Annotated in this window: 13 protein-coding genes; 8 read left to right on the top strand and 5 right to left on the bottom strand. The window is 71.5% G+C overall.

The window, feature by feature from the left end; genetic code table 11:
- Positions 1–114: 114 nt before the first annotated feature.
- From ABZX96_RS34675 to ABZX96_RS34665, 3 genes are all read right to left on the bottom strand, one after another.
- Complete coding sequence (locus ABZX96_RS34675; protein ID WP_355552428.1) at positions 115–825, bottom strand: transglycosylase SLT domain-containing protein; 711 nt, start codon at positions 823–825, stop codon at positions 115–117.
- An 819-nt stretch (positions 826–1644) separates the two neighbouring features.
- A complete protein-coding gene (locus tag ABZX96_RS34670; RefSeq protein ID WP_355552425.1) occupies positions 1645–2157 on the bottom strand; it encodes a PPOX class F420-dependent oxidoreductase in 513 nt (170 codons plus the stop codon).
- A gap of 252 nt (positions 2158–2409) precedes the next feature.
- Positions 2410–2880: a hypothetical protein gene (locus ABZX96_RS34665; protein WP_355552422.1), complete on the bottom strand. Its 471-nt coding sequence runs from the start codon at positions 2878–2880 to the stop codon at positions 2410–2412.
- A 129-nt stretch (positions 2881–3009) separates the two neighbouring features.
- On the opposite strand from ABZX96_RS34665, the gene ABZX96_RS34660 reads away from it, so the two are divergent.
- The 6 genes from ABZX96_RS34660 (at position 3010) to ABZX96_RS34635 (ending at position 9091) form a co-directional block, all read left to right on the top strand.
- Entirely contained in the window at positions 3010–3234 is a 225-nt protein-coding gene (locus ABZX96_RS34660) for a hypothetical protein (RefSeq protein ID WP_355552419.1), read from the top strand.
- Between the two features lie 52 nt (positions 3235–3286).
- A complete protein-coding gene (locus tag ABZX96_RS34655; RefSeq protein WP_355552416.1) occupies positions 3287–4513 on the top strand; it encodes a hypothetical protein in 1227 nt (408 codons plus the stop codon).
- Between the two features lie 132 nt (positions 4514–4645).
- Positions 4646–5527 carry a hypothetical protein gene (locus ABZX96_RS34650; RefSeq protein WP_355552442.1) on the top strand — a complete coding sequence of 294 codons (882 nt, stop codon included), beginning with the start codon at positions 4646–4648 and terminating at the stop codon, positions 5525–5527.
- 90 nt (positions 5528–5617) lie between these two features.
- Positions 5618–6469 (top strand): MBL fold metallo-hydrolase, encoded by an 852-nt coding sequence (locus tag ABZX96_RS34645; RefSeq protein WP_355552413.1) that lies wholly within the window; start codon positions 5618–5620, stop codon positions 6467–6469.
- 152 nt (positions 6470–6621) lie between these two features.
- The gene (locus tag ABZX96_RS34640) at positions 6622–7824 is read left to right on the top strand and encodes an FAD-dependent oxidoreductase (protein ID WP_355552410.1); all 1203 of its coding nucleotides are present in this window, start codon (positions 6622–6624) and stop codon (positions 7822–7824) included.
- Between the two features lie 406 nt (positions 7825–8230).
- Positions 8231–9091, top strand: a complete 861-nt coding sequence (locus ABZX96_RS34635) for an RNA polymerase sigma-70 factor (RefSeq protein WP_355552439.1) — start codon at positions 8231–8233, stop codon at positions 9089–9091.
- A gap of 213 nt (positions 9092–9304) precedes the next feature.
- Here the strand turns inward: ABZX96_RS34635 and ABZX96_RS34630 are convergent, their stop codons facing one another.
- Entirely contained in the window at positions 9305–9814 is a 510-nt protein-coding gene (locus ABZX96_RS34630) for a hypothetical protein (RefSeq protein ID WP_355552407.1), read from the bottom strand.
- Positions 9815–9912: 98 nt separating this feature from the next.
- Entirely contained in the window at positions 9913–10833 is a 921-nt protein-coding gene (locus tag ABZX96_RS34625) for a hypothetical protein (RefSeq protein WP_355552404.1), read from the bottom strand.
- A gap of 669 nt (positions 10834–11502) precedes the next feature.
- Between ABZX96_RS34625 and ABZX96_RS34620 the strand changes: the two genes are divergently transcribed.
- Together ABZX96_RS34620 and ABZX96_RS34615 are read left to right on the top strand one after the other, a co-directional pair.
- Complete coding sequence (locus tag ABZX96_RS34620; protein WP_355552401.1) at positions 11503–12321, top strand: serine protease; 819 nt, start codon at positions 11503–11505, stop codon at positions 12319–12321.
- A 353-nt stretch (positions 12322–12674) separates the two neighbouring features.
- Entirely contained in the window at positions 12675–15755 is a 3081-nt protein-coding gene (locus ABZX96_RS34615) for an endo-alpha-N-acetylgalactosaminidase family protein (RefSeq protein ID WP_355552398.1), read from the top strand.
- The last annotated feature ends 33 nt before the right edge of the window (positions 15756–15788 follow it).

The raw sequence follows: 15788 nt of genomic DNA, 5'->3' as shown, positions 1-15788 counted from the left end.
CCGGGGGGGGGGTGGGGGGTGGCGGCGGGCCGGGGTCCCGCGGCGGCGGGGCCGCCGCGTGGTGCGGCGGCCCCGCCGGGGCTGTGTGAGGTTGTGGTGTTTCCGCTACGTGCGTCAGTACGCGGAGTTGACGTTGTCGATGGAGCCGTAGCGGTGGGCGGCGTAGTTGGCGGCGGCGGTGATGTTGGCGACCGGGTCGGTCAGCTTGTTGGCCGTGCCGGGCACGTGGTACGTGTCGAAGGTGGGCTGGATGACCTGGAGCAGGCCCTTGGACGGGATGCCGTTGATGGCGTTGATGTCCCAGTCGTTGACGGCGTTGGGGTTGCCGCTGGACTCGCGCATGATGTTGCGGTGCAGGCCCTCGTAGGTGCCGGGGATGCCCTTGGCCTTCATGATGTCCAGGGCCTCGCGGATCCAGCCGTCCAGGTTGTCGGCGTAGGCCTTCTTGGCCGGCTTGGCGGCCGGCTTGCTGGCCGGCTTGTCGGCGGTGATCGCCTTGCGGTCCGTCGAGCGGTTGGCGGCTTCCTTGGCGGTGTGGCCCTGGGCGTCCACGCCGGTGACCTTCAGCGCCTGGGCGATCGAGGCGGCGGTGGTGGCCTGGTCGCCCTTCTTCGCGTCCGGGGCGGCACCGACCTTGGCGGTGGGCTGGCCGTCGGCGGCGACCGGGCGCACGGCCAGGGACTCCTTGCCGGTGGGCTCCACGGCGTGGCCCGGGGCGGCGGTGAAGGCCAGGGCGGCGATGGAGCCGGCGGCGGTCAGGGCCACGGCGGAGGCCTTGTGGGTCTTGGTAATGCGGGCGGAGCGAAGCAGGGCGGCAGCGTTCATGCGGAAAAGAACCTCTTCCGAACGGGGACAGCAGGCGGCCACAGACAAGGGCCGGAAAGCGGGGAGAAAGCCGGGCGGCGGACTGGCGTGAGCCGCAAGGGCGGCAAAAGACGCGGCGCTCGTTCCCGGTGCTCCACCATCATGCGAGATGCCCGAAATGGAAAGCAATGGGTCTTTCCCGAACCCGAAACTATCCCCCTTCGTAAACACTTCAACCAGCACGGTGATCAGCACGGGTTTCACCCCCGGACCCCACGGACTGGCCGCTACTAGCCCGGGCCGTAGCCCTGCCCGGCCCTGTGCCCGGCGTCACGCCCACGGCCCTTATCCGGGCCCGCCGGAAAGGCCCCGACCCGCCATTCCTGAGACCTGGACCACACCCCACAGCGGTGAAGGGAGTGGCCCGCGCCACTTTCCTTTCGGCTCCCTTTCGGCTCCCTTTCGGCCTTTTAGTGGCCCAGGTCACTTTCGCGTTCGATGTGGGGCCGCGCTTTCTTGCGGGGGCTATAGGTAAGGGGCTTTGCGTAGGGGAGGGGGCGATCGATGGAGGGCTCTTCGTGCGCGTTCCCCGGTCCCCGGGCCCCGGGTGGCGGATCCCGGCCAGCGGGCCCCGGGGCGGCCTGCCGTCCCGCGCAACCCCCGTGGGCCCTCCCCGGCCGGGCCGATCAGGCGGGAGGCGTGCGTCAGTGGCCGGTGGAGGAGGCGCGGGGTGCGTGGCGTCGGGCCCCGGGCGGCGTGGCACCTCGTTGACGAAGAACGGCGAAGCGGACCGTGGTCGTATGGCCACGGTCCGCTTCGCCGCTCCTCATTGCCCCTCTGTTACTCCTGATCGGTGTGCGAGCCCGCGCTCTGATCCGTCCCCGGGTCCTCCTCCGCCAGGCGCGGCGGGAACCCGCCCGTCGAGATCGGGCCCCACCGGAGCGGCGTGACGCGGATCAGGGACTTGCCCTGCCGCAGCATGGCCGCCCGGTACTCGTCCCAGTCCGGGTGCTCGCCGGCGACGGCGCGGTAGTACTCCACGAGCGGCTCCACGGAATCCGGCGGGTCGATGACCTCGGCCGCGCCGTCGACCTGCACCCAGGGCCCGTTCCACTCGTCGGACAGGACGAGCAGGCTCACCGACGGCGCCCGCCGGACGTTGCGGGCCTTGGCGCGTTCCGGGTAGGTCGCCACGACGATGTCACCGGCGTCGTCCACGCCGCAGGTCACCGGCGACCCCTGCGGGGTGCCGTCGGCGCGGCGGGTGAGCAGGATCGCGCGGTGGCGCGGGCGGACGAACTCCAGCAGTTCCGGCAGTTTCACCCGCGTGGTGGAGGCGAAGGAAGGGCTCATACGCGCGAGCGTAGGGCGTACCGGGTGCCCGGGAGCGTCACCACGGCGCACCGGATCGGCCATTTGCGATCACGGATGGAACGCGGACGGCGCACGGCATTCGTCGGCAGCGTTCGTCATATGGGCAGTGGCGGAAGACCGTGGTCGAAACCGGTCACCGTCCGCCGCGCCCAAGAGAGGGAGGGGGTGCGTGCGCGCGCCCAGGGAGGAGGGCCTGCGCGTGCCCGGGGCCGAGGAACTCCGCACCCCTCCTCACCCCCTGGGCAGTCGCTCCCCGCTGACCGCGTCCACGAGGAGGCGGTCCCCGAGCGCCGCCTTCAGGTGCACCGTCACCTTGTCGAGGACGAGCTGATCGGTACAACTGCCCTTCGGGTTCTTCAGCACCGACCAACCCGCGACCACCACGAACCGCCCGATCTCGCGTGCGTGCGCGCCGAAACGCGCGTCGCAGGCACCGTGCCCGACAGTCACCGTCACCTGCCGGGCGGTGGGGTCCTTCGGGCGGGTGGCGCCTTCCAGCGGGAGCAGGTGGTCGAGCCGGCGGGTGACCTCCGTGACCTGCGGCCAGTCGCGGGCGATCTGCTCCGCCCGTTCGTCGAACGGGCCGCGATCCGGGATCGTGCTCACCGTGTTCCCGTTCTCCGTACCGCAGCCCGAAACGATCATGACGGCGGTCGCGGCGGCGACAACCATCCGTCCCATCCGCCCAGTTGTCGTTTGCATGGCAACCTCCAGGGTTGCGAATGTGACGCGGAGCGCGGGCGTCGGGTTCCGTCCCACTCGCTCTATTGACCGAGTGTCAATGAGGCACCACCCTGCTGGGCAGCCACCGACGCCCACTCGGGAGGACCCGTGGAAACAGGTGCCGAAGCACACGCACGACTGGGCCGCGAACTTGGCGTCCCGCCGCCCCCGGGCTTCACCGCACTCGCCCCCGCCGACCTGGACTTCCTCACCGACGCGCTGCACCGCGAACGCGAACGCCGGGCGTCAGGCCTCGGCGCCGCGGCCGAAAAGGCCCTCAAACTGGTTCCCGCGCTAGCCCGCGGCCCCGTCCGCCGCATCCTCTTCCGCTGACGCCGACACCGACACCGTCATTGACACTGGCACCGACGCCGACCGGGACGTGATGACCATGGACACTCTCCAGCACCGCGCCGAAGCCCAGAAGATCGCCCGGTTGCTCGGCGTCGAACCGTCCTCCCTGGAGTTCCTGTACGCGCTGCCCGTCGAGGACGTACGGCAGTTCCGGGCCCATGCCGTCGACGCGCTGTACGACCGCGCCCCGGACATGCTCGACCGCATCGCCGCCGCCACGAAGCTGATCCCGACCGGGGTGGCCGCCGCCATCTCGCAGAAGGCGCTGGGCCCCCGGCTGGCGGCCTCGGTCGCCGGGCGGCTGGACCCGTCCCGCGCCGCCGGGATCATAGAGAAGCTGCCGATCGACTTCACCGCCGAATCCTGTGCCCACCTGGATCCGCGTCGCATCCCGACCGTCGTGGAACGGCTGGACGAGGAGACCGTGGTCCGCGTCGCCGTCGCCCTCGCCGAGCGCGGCGACTTCCTCACCATGGGCCGCTTCGTCGGCCACCTGAGCGACCACACGCTGGAACGCATCCTCCAGCACCTTGACGACACCGTCGTCCTGAAGGTCGGCTTCTTCATCGACCTGCCCGAACGCCTCGACGCCGTCCTGGACTTGATGGGCGAGCAGCGGGTGGCCTCGGTCATACGGGCGGCTGGTGACGCGAACGGGAACGGCTCCGGCGGCGATACGGCGGACACGGGCGGGACGGGGAAGATCCCCGACGCGGGCACGGACACGGCCTCGGGCACGGCCTCAGACCCGGCCTCGTACCCGGGCGTCGGGCTGTGGCCCGAGGCGCTGGCCATCGCCACCATGGCCGGTCCCGCCTGGCGCACCAGGATCGCCGCGCTCGCCGCCCGCCAGGAGCCGGAGCGCCTGGACGGACTCGTACGGGCCACCCACGCGCAGCACCTCTGGGAGGCGCTGCTGCCGCTGGTGGCCCTGCTGGACGAGGACGACCTGCGGACCGTGGCCGCGCTCCCGTCGCTGCGCGACCCGGAGGTGCTGGCCGCGATCGTTCCGGCCGTGGTGGCGACCGGTTCGTGGTCCGCGCTCCTGCCGCTGACCACGGAGTTGCCCGAGCCTTCCCGCAAGGTGGTGGCGGACGCGACAGGCGCCCTGCCGGACGCCGAACTGGAGGCGCTGGCCCTGGAGGTGGCGGAACGGGACCTGTGGGACGCGGTCCTCCCGCTGATCGCGCTGATGGCGGACCCGGCGAAGGAACGCGTCCTCGCACTACCGGCGTTTCGGGAGCGGGACACGGAATAGGAGCAGGATCTCTCGGCCTGAATTCCGGCTTGGCGTCCAGGTTCCGAGGGGGCGGCGCGATGACGCTCACGAGTCGTCTGCGAGAATGGGCGAGCCATATTCGTTCGCCCGCGAGGTGATCTTTTGAAAAAGGTGGCATTGCGTCCCTACGCACTGTTGCCTCGCCAGTACGACGACGCGGAGGTCCTCACCTCCACGGTGGATGCCTGGGGAAGAGCCCTTTGGCTGATCTGTCCCGGTGCCGAGCTCGTACCGAGTTCCTACGGACGGCCCTACCCCAAGCCTCGTCGTTACCCTTTCGACGCGCTTCTTGTCATCAATAACAAAGGCGCCATCCATGAACGCGTCCTTCACGATGTGAGGTTGCGGCCCGCAAATGTGGATTCGCTGCCCAATGGGCGAATCCTCTTGCACGGCTACGGTGACACGGGGGGTCTGAATTCCCAGATCTACGGTCGCGACGGCCGTCACCGGCGCAGTTTCGCCATGGGGAAGGCCGTCCAGCTCATGATGGCGGACCAACGTCACAACGTGTGGAGCGCGTACTTCGACGAGGGCGTTTACATCGACCCGATCAGCTACCCCGGCCTGGTGCGCTGGGACAGCGGTGGTAACCAGCAGTGGGGGTATGCGCCTCCCGAAGGCGTCGAACACATCGACACGGTGTATGCCTTCAACGTCGGTGACGGCGTCGCCTGGGCCAACTACTACCCGACGTTTCCTCTCGTCCGAGCCGAGGCCAATGGACACGTCCGGGTGTGGAAAACGCCGGTGGTCGCGCCCAGCGGAATAGCTGTTCACGGAGAGGAAGTCCTCCTGCTGGGCGGCGGTCGCGGACCCGGAGACCGAATACGGCGCTGCCGCTTGGGGGAACGGGACGCGGTAATCGTCGAGGAGGCGCAACTGACCATGCCCAACGGACTTCCTCTCAAACGGTACGCGCAACCGGTCGGCCGCGGCCGGCACCTTTACCTACGCTCTTCTTCGCGGCAGTGGTACGTGGTGAGCGCGTAGGCGAAACCGCCTGCCTGTGCGCTGAGAGCACAATCCGCCCTCGGCGCACAGCCGGTGGCTTTCCGACGGCCACCCGTTAGCGTCCGAGGCATGACCACACCCACGACCACACCCGCCCAACTCACGCCTGATATCTGGCATCTGGCCTTTCCCGTCGGCCACGTCTACATCGTCCGGCTGGCGGACGGCAGCAAGGACGACAGCGGGGGCGGGGGAGCGGACAGGGGAGCGGACGAGGGAACGGGAACGGACGAGGGAACGGGAACGGACGAGGGAACGGCAACGGACGAGGGAACGGCAACGGGCGGCTACGCCCTCGTCGACACCGCCCTCCCCGGCTCGGCCCCCGCGATCCTCGACGGGCTGGCGCACATCGGCGCCCGGCCGAAGGACCTGCGGCAGATCGTGCTGACCCACTCCCACGCCGACCACATGGGTTCGGCGGCGGACCTCGTGGCGGCCACCGGCGCCCGCGTGCTGGCCGGCGCGCTGGACGCCCCGGCCATCCGGGGCACGGCGCCGGAGCCCACGCCCGCGCTGACCGGCCCGGAACAGGCCCTGCACGAAAGCATCAGGGCCAACCTGGCCGAGTCGGGGACGCCGCCGCGGCGCGTCGCCGTGGACGTCGAGTTGCACGACGGCGACACCCTCGACGGCTGGCCGGAACCCGTCCACGTCCTGCACGTCCCCGGCCACACCCCCGGCGCGGTCGCACTCCACCTCCCGTCCGCCGGTGTGCTCTTCCCCGGAGACGTCATCGGCGAGGGGGAGGGGCGCCTGGTGCTGGGCCCCTTCAACGTCGACCGGGAGCAGGCCATCGCCTCCTTCCACCGTCTGGCGGCGCTGAAGCCCGGGACGCTCCTGGTCTCGCACGGCCGACCGGTACTCCGCGACGCGCACGCGGCCCTGGCGGCGGCCACCCCGGAGACCGACTGGCTCTGACGGAGGGCCATCCGAAGGCGGGGGAGGGATCGGCGAACCGACGGGGACGCGCCCACCCGTCCAAGGAGTGGTCCGGATCACGCTCGCGCATGTCACAACGGCCGGTCACGCGGTGTCTTAGGGGTGAACCCGAGAAGCGAAGGAGACACACCATGACGGGGAACACTCAGGTGGTCGTGATCGGCGGGGGCTACGCAGGCGTCATGGCGGCCAACCGCCTGACGCGGCGCGACGACGTGACGGTGACGCTGATCAACCCGCGCCCGACCTTCGTCGAGCGCATCCGCCTCCACCAACTGGTGGGCGGGACCCACGACGCGGTCGTCGGCTACCGCGAGGTCCTGGGCAAGGGCGTCGGCCTGGTGGTCGACACCGTGACGCGGATCGACGCCGACGAGCGCGCGGTGGCGCTGGCGAGCGGCGGCACGGTCGGCTACGACTACCTGATCTACGCCGTGGGGAGCGGCAGCGCCGACCCGGACGTGCCCGGAGCGGCCGAGTTCGCCTACCCGATCGCCACCCTGGAGGAGGCGCAGCGGCTGCGGCCGGCCCTCGACGCCGCGCCCGCGACGGCCCCGGTGACGGTCGTCGGAGCCGGTCCGACCGGCATCGAGACGGCCGCCGAGCTGGCCGAGCAGGGCCGCACCGTGACCCTGGTGTGCGGCCGGGTGCTCGGCCCGTACCTGCACCCGCGAGGCCGGCGCTCGGTCGCCGGGCGGCTGGCCGCACTCGGCGTGAGGGTGCTCGAAGGCCCCGGCACGAAGGTGACGGCGGTGACGCGCGATGCCGTGCGGCTCGCCGACGGCCGCGAGGTGCCGAGCGGGGTGACCATCTGGTCCGCCGGGTTCGGCGTGCCGGACCTGGCCGCGCGCAGCGGGCTGCGCACCGACGCACTGGGGCGCCTGCTCACGGACGAGACGCTGACCAGCGTGGACGACGCGCGCATCATCGCGGCCGGGGATTCGGCGGCGCCGTCGGACCTGCCGTTCCGGATGAGCTGCCAGGCCGCGGGTCCGATGGGCGCGACCGCCGCCGAGACCGTGCTCAGCCGCATCGCGGGCGAGCGGCCCGCGCCGCTCGCCCTGGGGTTCGTCGGCCAGTGCATCAGCCTGGGGCGCCGGGCCGGCATCTTCCAGGTCGCCCACCGGAACGACACCGTGACGAGTCTCCACCTCGGCGGCCGTCCTGCCGCGAAGGTCAAGGAGCTCATCTGCTCGGGCACGGTCTGGCAACTGGCTCGCGAGGGGCGCAAGCCCGGTTCGCTCAAGTGGACCTGGGCCAAGGACAACAAGCGCCAACAGGTGCTGCGGACCAAGCGCGACGCGGTGCCGGCCACCGTCGAACAGGCGGCTTAGCCAGGCACGCGGACACCGGTCGCCGTTGAACGAGCAGCGTCAGGCGGCGTGGCCGTTCCGGTCGACTACGAGCGGATCCGCACCTCATGCGTGCGGCGGCTGATCACTGTCGCGGGAGCCGCCGCACGCGTGCGTTCGTCAGCGCCCCTTGAGGAACGAGGGCCTGGGGCAGCGAACGAAGCGTGCGGCCCGTTCCGCGTGACGGTGACGTGACATGGCATGCCAGGGCCGACGCCCAGGTGACGCGCGCCACCACGCAGGGGCGTCACAAACCCGCGCGGACCGGTGTCTCGTCCATGGAGCACCGACAACAGCGCACAGACAGGAGAATCCGGTGAAGACCCAGCGCACAGCGGAGGAGACCGGGCGGCTGACCGGCGGCGGAGGCACGGACCCCGCCACCGAGATGTTCGTCGCCCATCGCAATCTGCTGTTCACCGTCGCCTACGAGATGCTCGGGTCGGCCGCCGACGCCGAGGACGTCCTCCAGGAAACCTGGCTGCGCTGGTCGGACGTCGATCTCGCCACGGTGCGGGACCAGCGCGCCTACCTGGTGCGGATCACCACCCGGCAAGCGCTGAACCGGCTGCGCACGCTCGGCCGTCGCAAGGAGTCCTACGTCGGCCCCTGGCTGCCCGAGCCGCTGCTGACCGCGCCCGACGTGGCCGAGGACGTCGAGCTGGCCGACAGCGTCTCGATGGCGATGCTGCTGGTGCTGGAGACCCTGACGCCGACCGAGCGGGCGGTGTTCGTCCTGCGCGAGGTGTTCGACGTGGAGTACGGCGAGATCGCCGAGGCCGTCGGCAAGAGCCCGGCCGCGGTCCGCCAGATCGCCCACCGGGCGCGGTCCCACGTCGCCGCCCGCCGCCCGCGCGAGATCGTCTCCGCCGCCGAGACCCGGGACGCGCTCGACGCGTTCCAACGGGCGGCCGAAACGGGCGACGTACGGGGCCTGCTGGGCATCCTCGCGCCGGACGTCGTCTACATGGGCGACGGTGGCGGCGCCAAGCAGGCCGCCCTGCGGCCCATCGTGGGGTACGACAAGGTGGCCCGCCTGCTCACCGCCGCACTGCGCAAGCTCACCGTCGCGGGCCCGATGCAGTGGACGCAGGTCAATGGCTGTCCGGCGCTCGTCCTGCGGCTCGACGGCGAGATCGACACCGTGCTGGCGGTACGCGTCGAGAGCGGCCTCATCACCGGGCTCTACGCCGTGCGCAATCCGGCGAAGCTGTCGCACATGCGGGAGGAGACGGCGCTGCGGCGGTGAGTCCCGGGGGCCGGTGAGTCCGGGGGTCGGTGAGTCTGGGGGGCCGGTGAGCCTGCTCACGGCGACAGCGAGGTCCGGGCGTCACGCGGACGCCGGGGAGGGCCGGGCGTCGCGCGGACGCCGGGGAGGGCCGCCGGACAGGGGATCCGGTGGCCCTCCCCGGCGTACCGGGGGCACCTCGGCGGCTGCCCCGAAGGGGGCCGCGGCGGGTGGTCACACGCGGGGCGAGGACGTGAAGGAGGTGCTCCGGAAGCCCTTGCCGTCGTCCGCCCACTCCAGGTTCAGCGACCCGGCCGCCACCGCCGCGGTGCGGCCCTTCCAGCTCACGGTGCCGGTCCGGTAGGAGCCGTTGTAGTTGCCGTTGCTGTCGGAGTGGTCCCAGCGGCTCTCGATCCCGTGGAAGCGCTTGGACGCCTTCACCTTGCCGGCGGCGCGGATCCGCACCAGGAAGTAGGCGTCGTTGGTGAACCCGCCTCCCAGGGCGCCGTTGGGGCCGTCCCAGCGGACGCGCGCGTAGGCGTACACCCGCCCCTTGGACCTCTTCGCGCACAGCGTGGTCGTTACGCGCCAGTTGTCCGGCCATGGCCCGTCGTACTGAGGCGTGTCCAGCTCGCGCGTCGAGGAGCTGCACCGGTAGCCCCCCGCCGACGCCGGAGCCGCCGCCACCATGCCCGCCGTCAACGCGGCAGACACCACAACAGAGACACTCGTCAGTTTTCGCATGCACTGCTCTTTCGCATGCACTGCTCAACGCTCGGCACGGGCTCGAAGCGACGGTGTCACGAAAGAACACTCGCCCGTGGAGGAGGAACGCTGCCGCCCTACGTGTCGCAATCGAGCACCGTCTGACACAGTCCGCAGCGCGCCCGCACGCGACCGCGTACCGGGACGCGGATGCGCTGGTGGCAGACGGGACACGGGAACGTCACCCGCAGGGGCGCCCGCCCGTCGAAGGCGTAACCGGCATCCCGCGCGTGGCCGTTGGCGAGCGGATCGCGCCGGGGGTCCTGGGCCAGCCGGCGGTCGCGGGCGTAGCGGTGGCGGCCCAGCCGTCCGGCGGCGGCCAGCGGTGGCTGCCGCTCGTCGCGTTGGGCACGGGCCCGGCCGGTCACGTACGCGTCGTACGCCTGCGGGCTGGAGAACCAGGTCGAGGGGTCCTCGCCGAAGAACAGCGCGCGTTTGGCCAGGACGTAACCGAACTCCTCGGGAGTGAGGTAGCCGAGCTTCTGCGAGAACCCGCCGTTCTCGTGGTAGGCGTCCAGGAGCAGCCACCCGGCGCCCAGGTAGGTGGTGGCGGTGTCGGTGAGGATCTCGTTGTCCCGGGTGCCGGGGAAGGCGAGGCCGAGCCGGTGCAGGTAGACGTGCATCACCTCGTGGGCGAGCGCGGCGCCGATGTCCTTGCGGTGGTTCTTGAAGCGGGCGTTGAGTTCGATGAAGTACTCGGGCCCGGCGGCGAGTTCGACGTTCGCCGCGTGCGCCATGTCCCGGAAGGCGACGATCATGCGCGCGTCCGGAAGCCGGAAGTGCTGGACCATGACCCGGGCCACCCGCTGCACCCCGAGGTACAGGTCCTCGTCACCCGGGAAGACGACCTCCGAGCGTGCCACGCTCAGGGGGAAACCGGCGATGCCGTCGTAGGAGAGGCGTTTGTAGAGGGCCGTGACGGCCGCCCGTACCGTATCGATGTGGGGAAAACCGTGCACGATCTCGCTGCCGGGCCCGCCCCCGTCTCCCGCTGCCACCCGACCACTGTACGGGGGCGCGCGGCCGTATGGCGGGGTGATGGGGACGGTGCGGAAGCCGCGCGACGGAGCGCTCTTCCGGGGCGGTCGGGTGGTCGGGTGGTCGGGTGGTCGGGCCCGCGTTACTCAACGGGGGAACGTCCTGCGGGGGAGGGCGAGCCCCCGTCACTCAACGAGGGGCGTCCTGCGGGGAGGACGAGCCCGCGTCACCGGACGAGGGGACGCCCTGCGGGGGAGGACGAGCCCACGCCCGCGGATCATCCGGCCTGGCCGTGTTCCATGCCCGGCCGTGTTTCACTCACTCGGCAGCACCTGACGTGCAAAAACAGCCGTCATGGAGCGCGGATTCGAAATACTTCATTCTCCATCCGGTCATGAGCGGCCAGAAGTTGGCCGGATGCACACTCTTGTCTCCCTGATCTCTCACTCCACATAATCCAAAGGCGCCACCCGGCTCATCCGTTCTGTACGGCTGTCTCACGTCGCACTGCTGCCACGTGACGCGCTGCCGTCGCTGCGGTGTGCCGCCGTCTCCTGAGAACCACGCCGACGGTGGAGTCCGGACCCCGAGCATTGGCATGGACCTGCTTATTGGCATGGACCTGCCATCCCCTGCACCTGTCGTCGAAGCGCCAGGCCGGCGTTCAACCCCCCACGAAGGGACGTCCGTTGAAGACCTACCTGAAGAACCTGAAGAGATCCGCCGCCGTCGGCGCCGTCGCCCTGGCCGCCTTCAGCCTCCAGCCCGGCACGGCCGGGGCCTCCTCCGCCCCCAAGTCCGGTGGCGACCCGAGGATCGTCGGCGGCACCCGGGCGGCCCAGGGCGAGTTCCCCTTCATGGTCCGTCTGTCCATGGGCTGTGGGGGCTCGCTCTACACGAAGGACATCGTGCTGACCGCCGCCCACTGTGTGGACGGCAGCGGCCCGGACACCTCCATCACCGCCACCGCGGGCGTCGTGGACCTCCAGAGCTCCAGCGCCATCAAGGTCAAGTCCAAGCAGGTCCTCCAGGCCCCCGGCTACAACGGCCAGGGCAAGGACTGGGCGCTGATCAAGCTCGCCAAGCCGATCAACCTGCCGACCCTGAACATCGCCCGCGACACCACGTACAACAAGGGTGACTTCGACATAGCCGGCTGGGGTGCCAACCGCGAGGGCGGCGCCCAGCAGCGCTACCTGCTCAAGGCCAAGGTGCCGTTCGTCGACGACGCCACCTGCAAGCGCGCGTACGGCAACGCGTTCGTGCCCGGCGAGGAGCTGTGCGCCGGCAAGCTGAACACCGGCGGCGTCGACACCTGCCAGGGCGACTCCGGCGGCCCGATGTTCCGCAAGGACAACGCGGGCGCCTGGATCCAGGTCGGCATCGTGAGCTGGGGCGAAGGCTGCGCCCGCCCCGGCAAGCCCGGTGTCTACACCGAGGTGAGCACCTTCGCCAAGGACATCGACCAGGCCGCGAAGCAGCTCCTCCGTACGGGCTCGCGCGGCTGACCCCGTACGTACCGCACGACCGGTGAGGCATCCGCGGGGCCCCGGCACCGGACACGCACGTCCGGCGCCGGGGCCCCGCGCGTCCCGTACGGACGGGCGGCGGCCGGGGCCCACCACATCCCTCCCGTTCGTCCCACACCGCACGCTGTGCGGCGCCGGCCGGCGTCCCGGCGGAGGAGCGAGCGCCCCGCGCGAAGAGCACGCGAAGAGCGAGTGCCCGCGCGACGAGTGAATGTCCCCGCGAAGAGCAAGCGCCCGCGCGACGAGCGAATGTCCCCGCGACGAGCGAGTGACCGAGCGAGAGCGAGCGACCCCGCGACCACCGAGTGCCCCCGCGAAGGAGGACGGAGCGCGTGAACGCAGAACCGACACCGGCCGGGCGGCGCGGCCCCAGCCGCAGAACGCTCGTCACCGCCGCGGCGCTCGCCGGGGCCGCGACCGCCCTCCCGACGGCCGACGGGGCACGGGCCGCGTCCCGGGACGGCGAGGCCGTCCTGAGGTCCGCCGCCCTCGACGTCCGGGTCGACACCGCCTTCCCGCGCGTCATCACGTACACGGACCGCGACCACGACACCGTCCTCCACGGGCAGGACGAGCCCACCACCCAGGTCCTGATCAACGGCACCGCCCACACCCCGCGGGTCACCTCCCGGGCCCGCGCGGACCGGATCGCGTACAGCCTCGCCTTCGACGGCGGGACCGAGATCGGCGTACGGATCACCGTCCGCGGATGGCGGGTCACCTGGCAGGTCACCGCCGTCCGCGACACCCCCGCGCTGCGGGTCGGCACCCTCCAGTTCCCCGCGCTGGCCCTGCTCAGTGCGCGCGACGACCAGCCGGAGGCCGCGCTGCTGGCGGCCCGCGTCGACCTGGACAAGAACCGCGACGGGGACACCCTCGTCCGGCCCGCCGACGGACCCGCCGCCGATCCCGCGCCCGTGGGCTGCGCGTACGGCGTGGTCGCCACCGGGGAGCTGGCCGCCGCCGTCGAGACCAACACCGTCCACGACCGCCCGACGTCCGCGACCGCGTGGGAGAACGGCCGGCTGTGGCGGCAGACCGTCCGCGGCGGTGGGCGGACGTGGGCACGGCTGGGCTGCGGCCAGTGGACGCACCGGGCGGCCGGGGCGGCCGTGGAGGACACCGAGCCGCTGCCGTACGCCACCGTGATCGTCACCCGCGACCGCAACGGCGACGGCACGGCCGACTGGCAGGACGCGGCCATCGCCCTGCGCGACATCATGGTCAACCCCTTGGGCGCCGACGAGCAGCACCTGAGGGTCGTCCCGCACATCCCGTTCAACTTCGCCAGCCAGGCCACCAACCCGTTCCTGGCCACCCTTGACCACGTCAAGCGGATCGCGCTGGCCACCGACGGGCTGCGGCAGTTCACGCTGCTCAAGGGCTACCAGTCCGAGGGCCACGACTCCGCGCACCCGGACTACGGCGGCAACCACAACCGGCGCGCGGGCGGCCTCGACGACCTCAACGCGCTCCTGCGCGCCGGGAAGAAGTGGAACAGCGACTTCGCGGTCCACGTCAACACCACCGAGTCGTACCCGGTCGCGAACGCCTTCTCCGAAACGCTGGTCGACAAGAACGACGAACAGTGGGACTGGCTCGACCAGTCCTACCGCATCGACCCCCGCCGCGACCTGCTCTCCGGCGACATCGTCCGCCGCTTCGCCCAGCTCCGGGCGGAGACCGACCCGGCGCTGACCACCCTCTACATCGACGTCTTCCGCGAGTCCGGCTGGAACTCCGACCGTTTGCAGCGGCACCTGCGCGAACAGGGCTGGCAGATCGTCACCGAATGGGGCCACGGCCTGGAACGGTCCGCCCTGTGGTCCCACTGGGCCAACGAGACCGACTACGGCGGCGACGGCTACCGCGGCATCAACTCCCGCCTCATCCGCTTCGTCCGCAACCACCAGAAGGACGTCTTCGCCGACAAGTGGCCCACCCTGCTGGGCGCACCCCGGATGGGCAACTTCGAGGGCTGGCTCGGCAAGACCGACTGGAACGCCTTCGCCGCGATCATCTGGCGGGACGCGCTGCCCGCCAAGTACCTCCAGGCGTACCCGATCGCCACCTGGGACGATCACGAGATCACCTTCGAGGGCCCGACCGCGACCGCCGTCTCCGACGCGACCGGCACCCGCCGCATCACCACCGACGACCGCCTCGTCTACGACGGCGGCACCTACCTGCTCCCCTGGGAACCCCGCCGCGCCACCCACCCCGCCAAGCTCTACCACTACAACCCCGAGGGCGGCACGACCACCTGGGAGCTGCCGCGCGGCTGGGCGGGCACGCGGGCGGTGTACGCGTACCGGCTCACCGACCAGGGACGCGCCGACCGGACCCGGCTCCCCGTCACCGGCGGCAGGATCACCCTCACCGCCGAACCCGGCCGCCCCTACGTCGTCGTCCGCGCCCCCGCCCCCTCACCCGCCCCGCACTGGGGCGAGGGCACCCCGCTCACCGACCCCGGCTTCCACTCCGGCACGCTCGCCGGATGGCAGGTCAGCGGCCCGGCCGAGGTCCGGCTCAGCGACCTGGGCGACTACGAGCTGGTGATCGGCGCGGGCGGCGCGGCGTCCGTCCGGCAGCGCCTGTCCCGCCTGCGGCCCGGGACGTACGCGGCGTCGGTCCAGGTGGAGGTCGGCGCGCACGCGGGCGAGCGCCGCCGCGCCGCCCTGGAGGTCCGCACCGCCGACGGCGTCACCGCCACCAACTGGACGGACACCTCCACCGCCGTCAACCACGTCGCCGCCGACCGCAAGCACGGCACCCGCTTCCAGCGCATGTTCACCCACTTCACCGTCCCCGAGGGCGGCGGCCCGGTCGTCCTGTCCCTGACGGCCGCCGCGGGCGAGGCCCGCGTCCGCTTCGACAACGTCCGCGTGGTCCGCGCCGAGCGCACCACCAAGCCGGGCACCCTGCTCTACGAGGACTTCCAGCACGTCCCCCAGGGCTGGGGCCCCTTCGTCAAGGGCGACGCCGGCGGCTCCACCGACCCCCGCACCCACATCGCCCAGCGCCACGCCCCCTTCACCCAGCGCGGCTGGAACGGCAAGGCCATCGACGACGTCATCGACGGCACCGAATCCCTGAAATCCCGCGGCGAAAACCCCGGCCTCGTCTACCGCACCGTCCCGCACACCGCCCGTTTCCTCCCCGGCCACCGCTACCGCGTCACCTTCCGCTACGAAAACGAAAAAGCGGACCAATACGCGTGGATAACAGCCGTGGACGAACCCACCACCCGCGAACTGCTCCGGGCCCCACTGCCCGTGGCCACCGCACCCACGCCTTTCACGTACGAGTTCACGGCACCGGAGAGCGGGGAGGCGTGGATCGGATTGCGGAAGGTGGGGAGCGATGGGAAGGCGGAGTTCGTGGTGGACGGGGTGGAGGTGCGGGAGGTGTAGGGGTGGGGGAGGGCCGGACGTCAATGATCTGGT

Origin of the sequence: Streptomyces sp. NPDC003077 (assembly GCF_040611095.1) — a bacterium.
In the GTDB taxonomy this organism is placed as follows: Bacteria; Actinomycetota; Actinomycetes; order Streptomycetales; family Streptomycetaceae; genus Streptomyces.
Note: the sequence above shows the minus strand (reverse complement) of the source record. Positions and strands in the feature narration are given on the sequence as shown.